Source organism: Streptomyces sp. A1277 (assembly GCF_004795015.1).
Taxonomy (GTDB): Bacteria; Actinomycetota; Actinomycetes; order Streptomycetales; family Streptomycetaceae; genus Streptomyces.
In genome coordinates this window covers 1-14,466 of the sequence record NZ_SSBI01000038.1, presented here as the reverse complement: position 1 = coordinate 14,466, position 14,466 = coordinate 1, and the positions used below count along the sequence as shown (strand labels likewise).

At 74.0% G+C, this 14,466-nt stretch carries 13 protein-coding genes; 11 read left to right on the top strand and 2 right to left on the bottom strand.

Annotated features, from left to right (window positions below; all coding sequences use genetic code 11):
- Window positions 1-394 precede the first annotated feature (394 nt).
- From E6R18_RS23510 to E6R18_RS23485, 6 genes are all read left to right on the top strand, one after another.
- Window positions 395-721: a hypothetical protein gene (locus tag E6R18_RS23510; protein ID WP_136318889.1), complete on the top strand. Its 327-nt coding sequence runs from the start codon at window positions 395-397 to the stop codon at window positions 719-721.
- A gap of 181 nt (window positions 722-902) precedes the next feature.
- Entirely contained in the window at window positions 903-1,655 is a 753-nt protein-coding gene (locus E6R18_RS23505) for a GntR family transcriptional regulator (protein WP_136318888.1), read from the top strand.
- Window positions 1,656-1,944: 289 nt separating this feature from the next.
- Window positions 1,945-2,127, top strand: coding sequence for an SPOR domain-containing protein (locus E6R18_RS23500; protein WP_136318887.1), 183 nt, complete (start codon window positions 1,945-1,947; stop codon window positions 2,125-2,127).
- An 84-nt stretch (window positions 2,128-2,211) separates the two neighbouring features.
- Entirely contained in the window at window positions 2,212-2,616 is a 405-nt protein-coding gene (locus tag E6R18_RS23495; protein ID WP_136318886.1) for a (deoxy)nucleoside triphosphate pyrophosphohydrolase, read from the top strand.
- A gap of 220 nt (window positions 2,617-2,836) precedes the next feature.
- Window positions 2,837-3,265 carry an ATP-binding protein gene (locus E6R18_RS23490; protein ID WP_136318939.1) on the top strand — a complete coding sequence of 143 codons (429 nt, stop codon included), beginning with the start codon at window positions 2,837-2,839 and terminating at the stop codon, window positions 3,263-3,265.
- Window positions 3,266-3,458: 193 nt separating this feature from the next.
- Window positions 3,459-6,020 carry a SpoIIE family protein phosphatase gene (locus E6R18_RS23485; protein ID WP_136318938.1) on the top strand — a complete coding sequence of 854 codons (2,562 nt, stop codon included), beginning with the start codon at window positions 3,459-3,461 and terminating at the stop codon, window positions 6,018-6,020.
- Window positions 6,021-6,038: 18 nt separating this feature from the next.
- On the opposite strand, the gene E6R18_RS23480 is transcribed toward E6R18_RS23485, so the two are convergent.
- Complete coding sequence (locus E6R18_RS23480) at window positions 6,039-6,752, bottom strand: PspA/IM30 family protein (protein WP_136318885.1); 714 nt, start codon at window positions 6,750-6,752, stop codon at window positions 6,039-6,041.
- A 57-nt stretch (window positions 6,753-6,809) separates the two neighbouring features.
- Window positions 6,810-8,951 (bottom strand): TPM domain-containing protein, encoded by a 2,142-nt coding sequence (locus E6R18_RS23475; protein ID WP_136318937.1) that lies wholly within the window; start codon window positions 8,949-8,951, stop codon window positions 6,810-6,812.
- A 141-nt stretch (window positions 8,952-9,092) separates the two neighbouring features.
- Here E6R18_RS23475 and E6R18_RS23470 point away from each other — a divergent pair, with 141 nt between their 5' ends.
- The 5 genes from E6R18_RS23470 to E6R18_RS23450 all read left to right on the top strand — a co-directional run.
- On the top strand, window positions 9,093-10,085 hold the full coding sequence (locus E6R18_RS23470) for an acetylxylan esterase (protein ID WP_136318884.1): 993 nt from the start codon (window positions 9,093-9,095) through the stop codon (window positions 10,083-10,085).
- A 63-nt stretch (window positions 10,086-10,148) separates the two neighbouring features.
- A complete protein-coding gene (locus E6R18_RS23465; RefSeq protein WP_136318883.1) occupies window positions 10,149-10,604 on the top strand; it encodes a MarR family transcriptional regulator in 456 nt (151 codons plus the stop codon).
- An 11-nt stretch (window positions 10,605-10,615) separates the two neighbouring features.
- Window positions 10,616-12,019, top strand: coding sequence for an MFS transporter (locus E6R18_RS23460; protein ID WP_136318936.1), 1,404 nt, complete (start codon window positions 10,616-10,618; stop codon window positions 12,017-12,019).
- A 35-nt stretch (window positions 12,020-12,054) separates the two neighbouring features.
- Window positions 12,055-12,606, top strand: coding sequence for an isochorismatase family protein (locus E6R18_RS23455; protein WP_136318882.1), 552 nt, complete (start codon window positions 12,055-12,057; stop codon window positions 12,604-12,606).
- 234 nt (window positions 12,607-12,840) lie between these two features.
- A partial coding sequence (locus E6R18_RS23450; protein WP_136318881.1) for an ABC transporter family substrate-binding protein occupies window positions 12,841-14,466 on the top strand: 1,626 nt, incomplete at its 3' end.

Below are 14,466 nucleotides of genomic sequence, written 5' to 3'. Positions count from 1 at the left end.
GGGGTCCGGCCGCCGGCCCGTGGGGTGGTGGGGCGGCGGCGCGGTGGGTCGCCCCGGTGGGGAGCGATGCCGACGCACGAGTGTGGGGAGCGGGCCGGCACGGCTGCCAGGCACTGCGCGAATGCTGAGGGGTTTCCCTACGCGCGGTCCCTCTGGCGTGAAGCCGCCCCGATTGGACTGGACCAAATATGGGCAACGCTCTTGTCAGTACGCGCACATGTGTGGAGGATTCTTCACGCGATCTCCGGAAGTGTCATGAATCTGACACGTCGTAAACGCGACACGTCATGCGTGCGGCGCGAGTGGATGTCCGGCGCGAGCGGATGTCCGGCGGATCGCGGCGAGTTCCACCACTGGACCCATCACTGACCCACCACTGGACCCAAGGAGTCTCATGTTCGGGAAGCGCAGTGTGATCGGTACCGCAGCCGTTGCCATGGCCGCCGTCGGCGCGATGCTGACCTCGGCCCCCTCCGCCCAGGCGGCGCCGACCGACTGCACGGTCTCCTACGGGAGCGGTGCGGGCAGCACGATCTCCAGCCTGTGCACCGGCGGGACCGGGCACCACCGGATCCACGCGGTGCTCAACGCGCTGGACCCCCGGCTTCCGCAGCGCATCGTCCTCGGCGACTGGGCCCCCGTGGGCCAGGCGTCCGTCGCCGCCAACCCGTGGGGCCCGGGCTCCATCCAGTCCGTCTGGTCGGAGACCGTCGACTGGTGACCGGGCGCAGGCACGACCGAGGGGCGGCCGCGCTCGCGCGGCCGCCCCTCGGGGCTTGTGGCGGGATATGCGCAGGCCCGCCCAATGTCATCACTTCGAGTGAAACTGTGGCCTGCGCTTGCGGTCCGGAACCCACGGTTGCGACGCTGTCGCAGTCTGTCAACCTCTTGGGGAGTGGCCTGTGGCTTTCGGTGAGCGGCCCGCCTATCTGCGCGTGGCGAGCGATCTGAGAGAGAAGATCGTCAACGGTTCGCTGCCGCCGCACACGCGCCTGCCCTCGCAGGCGCGCATCCGCGAGGAGTACGGGGTCTCGGACACCGTCGCGCTGGAGGCGCGCAAGGTCCTGATGGCCGAGGGCCTGGTCGAGGGCCGGTCCGGATCCGGTACGTATGTGCGCGAGCGCCCGGTCCCGCGCATGATCGAGCGCTCCGGCTTCCGGCCCGACGCGGGCGCGGGCCCGTTCCGGCAGGAGCAGTCGGCGGAGGGGGCGCGGGGGACCTGGGAGTCGAGGAGTGAACAGGAGGGCGCGAGCCCCGAGATCGCCGAGCGGCTCGGGATCGAACCGGGCGACCGCGTGATGCGTACGCGCTACGTGTTCCGGGAGGCGGGCGAGCCGATGATGCTCTCCACCTCCTGGGAGCCCCTTGTGATCACGGGGCGCACGCCGGTGATGCTGCCGGAGGAGGGCCCGTTGGGCGGCTGCGGGGTGGTCGAGCGCATGGCCGCCATCGACGTCGTCGTGGACAACGTGGCCGAGCAGGTCGGCGCGCGCCCGGGGCTGGCGGAGGAGCTCCTGGCGCTGGGCGGTGTGCCGGGCCATGTGGTGATGGTGGTCGAGCGGACCTTCTACGCATCGGGCCGGCCCGTCGAGACCGCCGACGTGGTGGTGCCGGCCGACCGCTACCGGGTCGGTTACCGGCTGCCCGTGAGGTGACCGCCGCCGGGCGGGCGGGCACCTGCGCCCGATTGTCATGTTCCGCTCCTGCGCGTGATGCCGTAGGCGGCGGCGGGTGCTTCTGTGACGCCCTGGGGGCGCATCCAGCTGGATGCGCCCCCAGGGCGTTGACCCGTTCCTGGCCGGATCGGTGCCTCTTTGTGCAAAGACGTATGCGTTGAGTGAAGGTCAGGCGTACGCTCGGGCATATGCGTACTGGGGTTTCCTGGGGTTCCTTAGAAGCGTGCACGTCGTTCAGGGGAGGGGCGCGATGCTCGGGAGAAACACGATGAGTGACAGCGGTGCCGTGCTCCCGTGGCTGGTGATACGGCAGGACGACAACGGCAACCGCTACCGCGTGGGCAGGTATGCCACGCAGGACGAGGCCCGGCGGACGGCCGACAAGTTGCAGGACCGCGGCCACAAACAGCTCTACTGGGTGGAACGCATAGGGCAGGCCGCCCGCCCCTAGTGCGCCGGTGCGTTACCCGCTAGGGGTCTGACCACCCGTGGGCTCTTTCAGGGGCCCCGGGGGTGGGGCATTACGCTCCCCGTCATGACTGATCGCGTGGTGGTGGCCGGGGCCGTCTACGACCGGGGGCGGCTGCTGGCCGCGCGACGCAGCGCGCCGCCGGAGCTGGCCGGCCGCTGGGAGCTGCCCGGCGGCAAGGTCGAGCCGGGGGAGAGCGGTGAACAGGCCCTCGTGCGCGAACTCCGCGAGGAGCTGGGCGTGGAGACGGAGCCTCTGGAGCGCATCCCCGGCGCATGGCCCCTGGGGCGCGGCTATGTCCTGCACGTGTGGACCGCCCGGCTGGTGTCCGGCGTGCCCGCACCCCTCCAGGACCACGACGAGCTGCGCTGGCTCGGGCCCGGCGAGTGCGACACGGTCGACTGGCTGGAGCAGGACCGGCCCGCCGTCGCGGAGGCTGTACGCCGGATGCCCGGCGCCGCCCCGCGTTGAGCACGGGGGCGCGGGGCGCGGCGCACGCCCCCGGGCGGAGCGACCGTGCTGCGGTGTGCGGCGCCGCGCGTGTGCGCCCCCGCTTCCCGGGCACCCGTACGTGCGCACCGCCGTACACCCGTACGCCCCACGTGCCGACGGCGGCGGTATTTCGACCTGAATATCGGGTATGTGCTGTTTAGCCCCCGCATGCAGGGCGTCACCGTTGCAGGCCCTGGGAGTGATCGGTGTGACCGATACCGAAGGCGACCGCGCCGAGTGGAGCTTTCCGGCTGTCCCCGGCGCCGTGCGCACCGCCCGGCACGCCGTGCAGGACGCGCTGCGCTGCTGGGGGCTCGACGCCGCCGTCGGTGACGAGGCGGTTCTGCTGGTCAGCGAGCTGGTGACCAACTCCATGCGCTACACGGACGGTCCCATCGGGGTCCGCCTCATGCGCTCCCACCCCGACGGGGACCGCTCCGGCGCCCACCCCGGACTCCTGGTGGAAGTCTCCGATCCGCTTCCGGATCCGCCCACCGAACGTGCGGCCGGGCCCGAGGACGAGAGCGGCAGAGGGCTCCAACTCGTGGCCTGCGCGGCCCGGCGCTGGGGGACCCGGCGGGGAAAGAGCGGCAAGACGGTGTGGTTCGAGCTGGCCCTGCCTGGTTAGGAGTGAGGTGGGACGCACAGCGATCACCGGAGGTCGGGCAGAACCTGGCTGAAAGGGACTGAGACCGTGCTGTGATCGTGAACGCCGTGCCGGACGGGGCCGTAGTGCTGAATACTGCGGGCATGACCGGTCCGGTGTGTGAGCTGGAGGGGACGGTCGCGTGAGCGAAATACCTGGGACAGCGGGCGACGTCGTGTGGCAGAGCAGTCCGCCCGGCTCGATCTACGACTACATCAAAGTCGCCTCCTTCTCGATCGGGCCGGACGGCCTGATCGAGCAGTGGAGCCGCCGGGCCGCCGGTCTCTTCGGCGTTGCCGCGCACCAGGCGGTGGGCAAGGACCCGGTCGAGGCGTTCCTGCCCGGGGAGGTGCGCCGCGAGGGCCGCCGCCGGGTCGGCGAGGTGCTCGACGGCAAGGAGTGGACGGGCCTCGTTCCCTTCCGGATGCCCGGCGAGGGCGGGATGCACGGGCTCGCCGAGATCTATGTGATGCCCAGTGAGACCGCCACGGGCGAGCGGGCGGCGGTCTGCATCGTCGTGGACGTCCGCGCACTGCGCCGGATCGAGACGGATCTCGCCGCCTCGCAGGCGATATTCGGCCAATCTCCTTTCGGCTTCGTCCTCTTCGGCACCGACCTCACCGTCGTACGGGCCAACGAGCGGTTCGCCACCGTCTTCGGCGGCCGGGCCGACGACCACCGCGGCCGCACCGTCGGCGACTACCTCACGGGCGCGGAGGCGGACCGCCTGACGGCCACGCTCGAACGGGTCCTGGAGACGGGCAACTCCGTCACCGACCTCCAGCTCGTCGGCATGGCCCCGGGCGACACCGAGCGCCGCCACTGGTCGATGAACCTCTACCGGGTGCACAGCGGATCGGGCCGCCCCATCGGCATCGCCGGACTCGCCACCGACGTGACCCGGCGCCACATGGCCGCACGCGAGGCCGCCAGCGCCCGCCGCAACCTCGCCCTGCTCAACGAGGCGAGCGCCCGCATCGGCAACTCCCTGGACCTGGAGACCACCGCCCGTGAGCTCCTCGACGTCGCCGTCCCCGTCTTCTGCGACCTCGCGTCCGTCGACCTCCACCAGGCCCTCCTCACCGGCGAGGAGGCGGCGCCCGGCAGCTGGAGCCCGCTGCCGCAGGAAGCGGTCGGCGGCTCCGCCGAACTGCGCCGCGTCGCCTTCGCCAGCGCCGTGTCGGACGCCCTGCCCGCCCCCGCCGCGCCCGACTCCGGACCGCCGGGCGCCGCCGCCGGGCCCCCCGCGCTGGGCGCCGTGCACCGCTACCCCTTCGGCTCACCCTGCGCCGTCGCCCTGCGCACCGGCCGGGTGGCGGACGTGCCCGGCGACGACCGGGGCTTCGTGCAGTCCACGCTCGCCGTGCCGATGGTCGCCCACGACACCGTGGTCGGCCTCGTCCGGTTCTCCCGTACGAAGGGCAGCGAGCCGTTCGACGACCGGGACCGGGCCCTGGCCACCGAGCTGGCCGCCCGCGCCGCCGTCTGTATCGACAACGCCCGCCTCTACCGCCGCGAGCACGAACGCGCCCTGATCCTCCAGCGCAGCCTGCTGCCCCCCGGCGACCCCGAGGCCGCCGGGCTCGACATCGCCTGCCGCTATCTGCCGGGCAACACCGCGACCGAGGTGGGCGGCGACTGGTTCGACGTGATCGAGCTGCCCGGGCACCGCACCGCCCTCGTCGTCGGCGACGTGATGGGCCGCGGGCTGCGCGCCGCCGTGGCCATGGGCGAACTGCGCACCGCCGTCCGCACCCTGGCCCTGCTCGACCTGGAGCCCGCCGAGGTGCTGTCCGCGCTCGACGAGGTCGCCCGGGGGCTCGGCGCCCCCGGCGGCGCCTCCGCGTCCGACGGCGGCGGGGGCGCCCAGTGGCCCGCGCGCGCCGCCCACAAGTCCCGCGAGGCCGACCTCTCCGAGGTGTACCTCGCGACCTGCGTGTACGCCGTCTACGACCCGGTCACCCGGCGCTGCACCTTCGCCAACGCCGGCCACCTGCCGCCCGTCGTGGTCGAGCCGGGCGAGGCCGCGCTGCTCCTCGACGTACCCCCCGGGATGCCGCTCGGCGTCGGCGGCGAACCCTTCGAGGAGGTCGAGGTCGAGCTGAAGGAGGGCGCCCTGCTCGCCCTCTACACCGACGGTCTCGTCGAGTCGCGCGACCACCCGCTGGACGAGGGCCTGGCCGCACTCCGCACCGCCCTGGTCGAACCCGAGCGCCCCCTTGAGGACGTCTGCGACCGCGTCCTGACCTCGCTCCACACCCGGCACGGCGAGGACGACATCGCCCTGCTGATGGCCCGCATCCAGGGGCTGCCCACCGAGGCCGTCGGCGACTGGCGGCTGCCCCGCGAGCCCCGCTCGGTCGGCCGCGCCCGCGAGCTGGCCCGCGACCAGCTGACCGCCTGGGGCCTGGACGAACTGGTGGACACCACCGAACTGCTCGTCAGCGAGCTGGTCACCAACGCCCTGCGGTACGGCGAGGGGGAGATCAGGCTCCGGCTGCTGCGCGACCGCACCCTGGTCTGCGAGGTGTGGGACGCCGGTCTCGTCCAGCCCCGGCGCCGGCGGGCCCGCGACACGGACGAGGGCGGGCGCGGCCTCCAGCTGGTCGGGCTCCTCAGCGCGGCCTGGGGGGCCAGGCGCACCCCGCGCGGCAAGACGGTCTGGTTCGAACTGCCGCTGCCCGACGGCCGGCCGGCCGCCGAGCGCTCGGTGGAGGAACTGCTCAGCATGTTCTGAGACCGCCGACGGCGGCTTTCACTTCGTGGTCTTCAGCGCGGCGAGGCGGGCCTCCACCTCGGCGCTGTCGCCGAGCGCGTCCAGCTGCTCGAACTGGGCGTCCAGCGAGGAGGCGGCCAGCTCCTGCTTGCCGAGCGCCTTCGCCTCCTCGCGCCGGACCTTGTCCTCGAACCGGCTGAGCTCGCTCGTCGGGTCGAGGACGTTGATGTTCTTGACCGAGTCCATCATCTGGTTCTGCGCCTGCGCGGACTTGGCGCGCGCCACCAGCTCGTCCCGCTTGGCCTTCAGCTCCGCGAGCTTCGCCTTCATCTGGTCCAGGCCCGCCTTGAGCTTGTCGACCACCTCCGTCTGCGCGGCGATGGTCGGCTCGGCGGTCCTCGCCTCCTTCTCCGCCTGGAGCTGGCGGCCGAGCGCGACCTTGGCCAGGTTGTCGAACTTGTCGGCCTCCGGCCCCGAACCGCCCGCCCGCAGCTCGTCGGCCTTGCGGCTGGCGGCGAGCGCCTTGCCGCCCCACTCCTTCGCCGCTTCGACGTCCTCGACGTGGTCCTGCTCCATCAGGCGCAGGTTCCCGATGGTGGCGGCCACCGCCTGCTCGGCCTCCGCGATGTTGGAGGTGTAGTCGCGGATCAGCTGGTCCAGCATTTTCTGCGGGTCCTCGGCCTGGTCGAGCAGGGCGTTGATGTTGGCCTTCGCCAGCTGGGTGACGCGGCCGAGAACGGTCTGCTTGCTCATGGCACCTCTCCTGTGTGTCCGGTCCTGCTGTTCGGTCGGGCTGGGGCGTACGGGCGTTCAGAAGCGGCCGCCTCCACCGCGCCGGCCCCGGGTGCCCCCGCCGCCGAAGCTGCCCGGCCCGCCGCCCCCGCCGAACCCGCCGCCGAAGCCCCCACCGCCGAAGCCCCCACCGCCGAAACCGCCCCCGCCGAAACCGCCGCCCCGGCCGCCTCCGCCCAGGAGCCCGCCGAGGAGGATCCCGCCGAGGACCGCGCCGCCCATGCCCCCGCCGCCCCCACCCGCCATGCCGCCGGGACCGCCGCGGCCCCCGTACCCCCGCACGTCCTGCTCGGCCAGGCTGCGCGCCTCGCCGGCCAGCGCGTCCGCCCGGTGCGCCTCGGCCAGCGCGGCCTGCGGGTCGCCGGCGCCCGCCAGTTCACGGGCCCGCTCAAGGCGGCGCTGCGCCTCCGCGAGCCGGGTCCTGGCCACGCTGCCGACCGCGCCCCGGTTCGTGGTGATGAAGTCGGCGGCGGCGCCGACCGCCGAGCGCGCCGTCAGCATCGCCTGGTCGAGCAGCGAGCGGGCCCGCACATCGCCCTGCTCCCGCTCGCGCGCACCGGCCAGCGCCTCGTCCAGCGCCGCGTCCGCCTCCTCCACCCGGCGCAGCGCGTCGATCGGGTCGTACCGGCCGGCGCCCTGCTCCTCGCGCACATCGCCGGCCACCGACCGTGCGCGGGCGATCCGGCCCCGCAGGTCCGCCGTGGACGCCCCCTGTGCCGTGCCTTCGAGCAGCCCGCCCGCGTCCGCGAGGTCCGTCTCCATCTCGGTCAGCGCGGCCGGCAGCTTCTGGGCCGCCTCGTCCAGCTCCCGCGCGCGCCGCTCGACGCCGTCGACGAGGGTGCCGGCCTGGCCGATCGCGCCCTCGGTGGCCCGTACGTAGACGGCCGCGGCCGCGTGGTCGCCGCCGTCCACCGCCTGCCGGGCCCGGTTGAGCGAGGAGGTGGCGAAGACCAGCCGGTCCTTGGCCTGTTCGACGTCACCGGCGACCGGTGCCCAGGCTCCTTCCGCGTACCGCTCGCGCATCGAGGCGAGCGCCGCCCCGGCCGCCGAGACCCGGCCGGCCAGCTCGCGGAACGCGGTCTCGGCGGCGGCGAGGGCCTGCGGGGCATCGCGCTCCAGCTCGCGCAGCCGGTCGAAGTCCTCGGAGACCGCGTCGAGGCGGCCGTCGGCGTCCGCGCAGCGGCTGATGATCTCGTCCAGCATCCGCCGCCGGGTCGCGTCGTCCTCCGGGAAGGCGTCGTCCAGCTGCTGGCGCAGCCGGAACGCGGCCGTCAGCTCGCCCTTGGCGTACGCCACCGCCTCGGTGAACGGCGCGGCGGCCTCTTCCCCGAACTGGGCGGTGGCGAACCCGAGTTCCTCCTCGCTCGTGCGTACCGCGTCGTCGGTGGCGACGAGCGTCTCCTCGGCGCGGGCGTCGAGTTCGGGCAGCGGGGCCGGCGGCGGGGCGGCCCCGCCCCGGCCCGGTCCTGCCGGTCCCCAGCCCGTGGCGCCGGGCGTCGTACGGGTGGTGGCGCGCCGCCTGCGCCGGAGGAAGGCGTACGCGGCGACGGCCGCGACGGCGCCGACGAGGACGATCGGCAGCAGGAGGTCGCCGGTGCCGGTCCCGCCGGAGCCCGTGCCGGGGTCCTCGGCGCCGGGGGTGATCGCCGGGGTGGGCACGGCCTCGCCGGCCAGCACGGCCGTGTAGCCGTCGGCGGCCCCGATCGCGGCGCCCGCCCAGTCGCTCTGCCTGAGCGCCGGTTCGACGGCGGTGTTCGCCACGTCCTGGAGCTGGGCGTCGGTGAGGCGGGAGTCCTGGTCGACGGAGTAGGCGTACTGCCGGTCATGGGTGGCGACGGCCAGCAGGACGTCGTCGCGGCCGAGCCCGTTGCGGTCGGCCGTCTCGTCGGCCCAGTCCTGCGGGGAGCGGCCGGAGAAGTCGCGGACGTACGCCACGAAGAGCTGGACGCGGCGCTTGTCGTAGAGCCGGTCGAGCGCCGTGACCACCTGGGGCCCGCGGTCGCCGAGCGCGCCCACCTTGTCGGTGATCTGCCCGTCGCGGGACAGCGTGATCGGCCCGTCGGCGCGGGCGAACGGCGCGGGGGCCAGGGCCAGCCAGCACACCGTCAGCAGCACGGCGAGCAGCGCCCGGCCCGGTATGAGAATCCGGGTACGGCTCACAGGCGGCGTCACGTTTGTGAGGCTATGTCCACCTTGCGGGGTCCGCGACCCGGCGAGAGGCCCCGCAAGGTGGCGGGCTCACGGGGCCCCCGGCGGGTAAATGGCTCGGCTCCGCCGCGCCGACTCAATACTGTCGCGATCATGACTCCCTTCGCGCACGACTTCGCCTTCGATCCCGCCTACGGGCACACCCTCGACGACCTGAGGGCGATCCCCGCGCCGCCCGCGCCGGACGACTTCGCCGCCTTCTGGCAGGAGCGGTACGCGGCGGCCCGCGCGGTCGCCACCGAACCCGAGATCGGCCCGCTGGAGGAGGAGCGCGACGGTGTGCGCGTCCACCGGGTGACCTATACCTCCGTGGGCGGGGTGCGCCTGGGCGGCTGGCTCGCCCTGCCGGCTGACACGGCTCCGGGGGAGCCGGTGCGCCACGGCTTCGTCATCGGCCACGGCTACGGCGGCCGGGCCGAACCGGGGCCGGACGTGCCGCTGCCCCTGCCCGCGTCGGCGGCGATCCTGCCCTGCGTACGGGGCCTGGGGGAGCGCGGCCGGGTGGCGGGCATACCCGACCAGGCCGACGGGCATGTGCTGCACGGCATCGCCTCGCGCGACACGTATGTCATCGGCGACTGCGTGGCGGACCTGTGGTGTGCGGCCTCCGCGCTCCAGGAGCTGGTCCCGGAGCTGGCCGGGACGGGCCGGCTGGGATATCTGGGCGAGAGCTTCGGCGGCGGGCTCGGCGCGCTGGCCCTGCCGTGGGACGAGCGGTTCGCGGCGGTGCAGCTGACGGTGCCCACGTTCGGGAACCACCCGCTGCGGCTCACGCTGCCGTGCGTGGGGAGCGGGGAGTCGGTGCGCGGGCACCACCGCGAGCACCCCGAGGTGACCGAGGTGCTGCGGTACTTCGACGCGGCGACGGCCGCCGCGTTCCTGGAGCGGCCGACGCTGGTGGCGGCGGCCCTGTTCGACCCGGCCGTGCCGCCGCCGGGGCAGTTCGCGGTGCACAACGCGCTCGCCGGGGAGCGGGAGCTGCTGGCGGTGCCGGCCGGGCACTTCCTGTACGAGGGGATGGGGCAGGACATCGCCGAGCTGGAGAAGGCGCGTCAGGAGTTCTTCGGGAGGTGGCTGGAGCGGTAGCGCGCCCGTAGGGATTGACAGGCCGCCTTGCAAGGCAGCCTGTCGTTCTCGTACGGTGAATGTATGACGCAAGCATCGGGCGGCGGGTCCGTCGATCCGTCCGCCGAAGAGGTGGCGAACCAGCTGGCCTCCGTGGTCGGCCGGCTGCTGCGGCGGCTGCGTTCCTCGTCCTCGGAGTCCCTGCTGACGCCGACCCAGCGCTCGGTGCTGGCCCGGCTGGACGACGGCGGCGCCGCGACCACCGCGGAGCTGGCCCGCGCCGAGTTCGTACGCCCCCAGTCCATGCGGCTGACCCTGGGCGCGCTGGAGGGGCAGGGGCTCGTGGAGCGGTCGCCGGACCCGGCCGACGGGCGTAAGTCGGTCATGTCGGTCACGGACGCCGGACGCACCACGCTCGCCGAGGTCAGGGCCGCCAAGCGGAACTGGCTGGCCGAGGCCGTAGCCGCCGAGCTCGACGGGCGCGAGCGGCGCACGGTGGCGGAGGCCGTCGCCCTCATCGAACGCCTGGTCGGTTCGTGACCGGTCGCGAGGTGCCTCCCGGGGCGACACGCGCGACGGACCGCCCGCGGCGGACGGCGCCCGCCGCCGGGTTCACCGCCCGGCTCACCGCCCCGCTGCTGCTCGGCTCGCTCCTCAACCCGCTGAACACGACCATGATCTCCACCGCCCTGGTGGCGATCGGGCACCACTTCTCCATCGGCGCGGCCGACACCGCCTGGCTGATCTCCGTCCTCTACCTCGCCAGTGCCGTCGCCCAGCCCGTCCTGGGCCGGCTCGCCGACGTCCTCGGGCCGCGCCGGGTCTTCCTGGCCGGTCTGGTCGTCGTCGTCGCCTCCGGCCTGGTCGGCGCGTTCGCGCAGGGTTTCGGCCAGCTCATCGTGTCGCGGCTGCTGCTCGGCATCGGCACGTCGGCCGCCTACCCGGCCGCGATGGCGGTGCTGCGCGACGAGTCCGCCCGGATCGGGCGGCCCACCCCGCGCCCGGTGCTGGCCCGGCTCTCCTTCGCGGCGCTCGGCAGCGCGGCGGTCGGGCCCACGCTCGGCGGGCTGCTGGTCATGACGGCCGGCTGGCGCGGAATCTTCGCCGTCAACGTGCCGGTCGCCCTGATCGCGTTCGGCGCGGCCCTGCTCTGGATCCCCGCCGACCCGCCGCGCGGCCCCGCCGCCGGCCGCGCGCCCCGCCTCGGCCTCGACCCGCTCGGCATCGGCCTGTTCGCCACCGCCCTGACCGTGCTGGTCTTCTTCCTGCTCGACCTCGCCCACCCCCTGTGGTGGCTGCTCGCGCCGTTCGCCGCGCTGAGCGGTGTCCTGGTGCGGTGGCAGCTGCGCACCCCCGCGCCCTTCATCGACCTGCGGATGCTGGCGGCAAACGCCGCGCTGTCGCGTACGTATCTGCGGCACGGGATCAGCTACCTGCTGATCTACTGCGTGATGTACGGATACACGCAGTGGCTGGAGGAGGCCCGTGGCTACTCGTCCGGGCACACCGGGCTGCTGATGCTGCCGATGTCCCTCGCCGCGCTGGTCTGCTCGCTGCTGGGCGCCCGTACCAAGGGCATACGCGGCCCGCTCGTCCTGGCCTGTGTCCTGCTCACCGCCGGGGCCGGGCTGCTGTTCCTGCTGTCCGGCGACACACCGGTGGCCGTCCTGCTGCTGGCCGGCGCCTGCTTCGGCGTCCCGCAGGGCCTGATCGGTACGAGCAACCAGGCGGCCGTCCAGGCGTACGCACCGCCCGAATCCGTCGGCGCCGCGGCCGGCCTCCAGCGCACCGCCCAGTACCTGGGGGCCATCACCGCCTCCAGCCTCATCGCCCTCGCCTACGGGCAGTCGGCCGACGACCGGGGCCTGCACCTGATGGCCGCCGTCGCAGCCGTCCTGGGCGTCCTGCTCATCGTCCTCACCGTCACCGACCGCGCCCTGCGCGGCCGTATCTGACCCCCTTCGAGCGCCACCTCACAAGGAGCACCACCATGACCGCCACCGTTCTCGACCCGAAGACCGCGCTGATCGTCGTCGACCTCCAGAAGGGCATCACCGGCCTGCCCGCCGCCCACCCCTGCGCCGACGTCGTCGCACGCGCCGCGACCCTCGCCGACGCCTTCCGGGCCAAGGGCCTGCCCGTCGTCCTCGTCCGCGTCACCGGCGGCGCCCCCGGCCGCACCGAGGGGCCCGCCCGCTCCGGGAAGCCGGCCGCCGACTGGGCGGAGATCGTGCCCGAGCTGGGCCCGCGCGAGGACGACATCGTCGTCACCAAGCAGCAGTGGGGCGCCTTCTACGGCACCGACCTCGACCTCCAGCTGCGCCGCCGGGGCGTCACCCAGGTCGTGGTGGCCGGGATCGCGACCAGCATCGGCGTCGAGTCCACCGCCCGCTCGGCGCACGAGCACGGCTATCACGTCACCCTCGCCACGGACGCCATGACCGACATGAGCGCCGAGGCCCACGACAACAGCGTCGAGCGGATCTTCCCGCGCCTCGGCGAGAGGGGCACCACGGAGGAGATCGTCAAGCTGCTGGGCTGACCGGCCCGGGGCCGAGGGCCCGGACGACACGGAGCGCCGTGGCCCGCCGGGCCACGGCGCTCCGCCGCACGGGTGAGCTTTCGGGTGGCTGCGCCGTGTCTCCACCACCTCCTCGCGCGGGGCGTTTTCAGTGGAGGGGCGGAATCAGTGTGATCAGCTGCAAATTCCACCCAACACGCACAATCCGGCCCCTTCCGGTGCGGGTGGGCCGGGCCGTCCCCGGAGGTATCAGCCATGTCCCACGTCGGCGTCCCGCGCGGGACGGCCCAAAAGCGCCGCTCCCTCGCGCTCCTCACCACGGGCGTGCTCACGATCCCCGTACTGGCCGGGTGCAGCTCGGGCGGCGAGGAGACGGCCGCCTCCGTCGTCGTCCCGCAGGACGTGGCGCCCGCCGCCCGCTCGCAGATCGCCGAGGGCGGCAAGGTCACCTGGGCGATCGACGCGATGCCCGCCACCCTCAACGCCTTCCAGGCGGACGCCGACAGCGCCACCACCCGGATCACCGGAGCCCTGCTGCCGACGCTCTTCCCTCTCGACGCCAAGGGCATGCCGCAGCTGAACCCGGACTACCTGGAATCCGCGAAGGTCGTCGAACGCGAGCCCCGCCAGGTCGTCCTCTACCGGATCAACCAGCAGGCGGTCTGGAGCGACGGCCGCGAGATCGGCGCCCCGGACTTCGTCGCCCAGTGGCGCGCGCTGAGCGGCAAGGACTCCGCGTTCTGGACCGCCCGCAACGCCGGGTACGAGCGCATCGAGAAGATCGAGCGCGGCTCCGACGACCTGGAGGTCAAGGTCACCTTCGCCAAGCCGTACGCGGACTGGCGCTCCCTGTTCTCCCCGCTGTACCCGAAGCAGGTGACGGGTTCCCCGGACGCCTTCAACGACGGGGCGCGGACCACCATCAAGGCCACGGCCGGACCGTTCCGGCTGCGCGAGGTGGACAAGAAGACCGGGTCCGTCACGCTGACCCGCGACCCGCGCTGGTGGGGCAGCCCCGCCAAGCTCGACTCGCTGGTCTTCAAGGCGGTCGAGCCCGAGGACCGCACCGACGCACTGGCCGAGGGCAAGGTCGACGTCGCCGACATCGACGCCTCCGCCGCCCACCGCATCGTCCAGGCGGCCCGCGAGGGCACCGGCGGCGCACAGCCCGCCGCCGGACCCGGCGCCGAGCTGACCCCGGCCGCGGCGCTGCGCTCCTGGGCGGTCGCGCACGGCTCCGACGAGGAGGCGGCCGAGGCGGAACAGGAGGTCAGGGACGACAAGGCGAGGGCCGCCGAGGCGTACGCCACCGAGCAGAGCGGGCTGCGCGCCTACGCCGTCCGCAAGTCGCTGGAGCCCGCCTACACCCAGCTCGCGCTGAACGGTGAGACCGGGCCGCTCGCCGACGACCGGGTGCGCCGGGCCGTGGCCCGCGCCCTGGACCGCCAGGAGCTCGCCGACACCGTACTCAAGCCGCTCGGCCTGCCCGCCCAGCCGCTCGGCAGCCATCTCGCCCTCGCCGGGCAGCCCGCGTACGAGGACGGCAGCCAGGCGCTCGGCACCCAGAACACCGAGCAGGCCCAGGCGCTGCTCGCGGACGCGGGCTGGACGCGCGAGGGCGCCCTCGAGAAGAGCGCCGGCACCAAGGCCGGCAGCGAGGGCGAGAAGCAGAAGAAGGACGCGGAGGACAAGAAGGACGCGGAGGACAAGAAGGCCGACGAGAAGAAGGGGAGCGCAGGGAAGGCCGGGGCCGAGGAGGACGGCAAGGCGAACCGCGCCGCCGCGGGCGAGCCCTCCGCCGACGACGGCCTCTCCATCGTCGGCGACGACGACAAGCCCGGCGAGGCCGCCCACGTCATCGCGCCCGCCCCCGCCGCCGCG

What these genes read in the sequence shown, in the direction of transcription:
- E6R18_RS23510 (WP_136318889.1), top strand. Translation starts at nt 395, where the DNA reads ATGTTCGGGAAGCGCAGTGTGATCGGTACCGCAGCCGTTGCCATGGCC.
- E6R18_RS23500 (WP_136318887.1), top strand. Translation starts at nt 1,945, where the DNA reads ATGAGTGACAGCGGTGCCGTGCTCCCGTGGCTGGTGATACGGCAGGAC.
- E6R18_RS23495 (WP_136318886.1), top strand. Translation starts at nt 2,212, where the DNA reads ATGACTGATCGCGTGGTGGTGGCCGGGGCCGTCTACGACCGGGGGCGG.
- E6R18_RS23480 (WP_136318885.1), bottom strand. Translation starts at nt 6,752, where the DNA reads ATGAGCAAGCAGACCGTTCTCGGCCGCGTCACCCAGCTGGCGAAGGCC.
- E6R18_RS23470 (WP_136318884.1), top strand. Translation starts at nt 9,093, where the DNA reads ATGACTCCCTTCGCGCACGACTTCGCCTTCGATCCCGCCTACGGGCAC.
- E6R18_RS23465 (WP_136318883.1), top strand. Translation starts at nt 10,149, where the DNA reads ATGACGCAAGCATCGGGCGGCGGGTCCGTCGATCCGTCCGCCGAAGAG.
- E6R18_RS23455 (WP_136318882.1), top strand. Translation starts at nt 12,055, where the DNA reads ATGACCGCCACCGTTCTCGACCCGAAGACCGCGCTGATCGTCGTCGAC.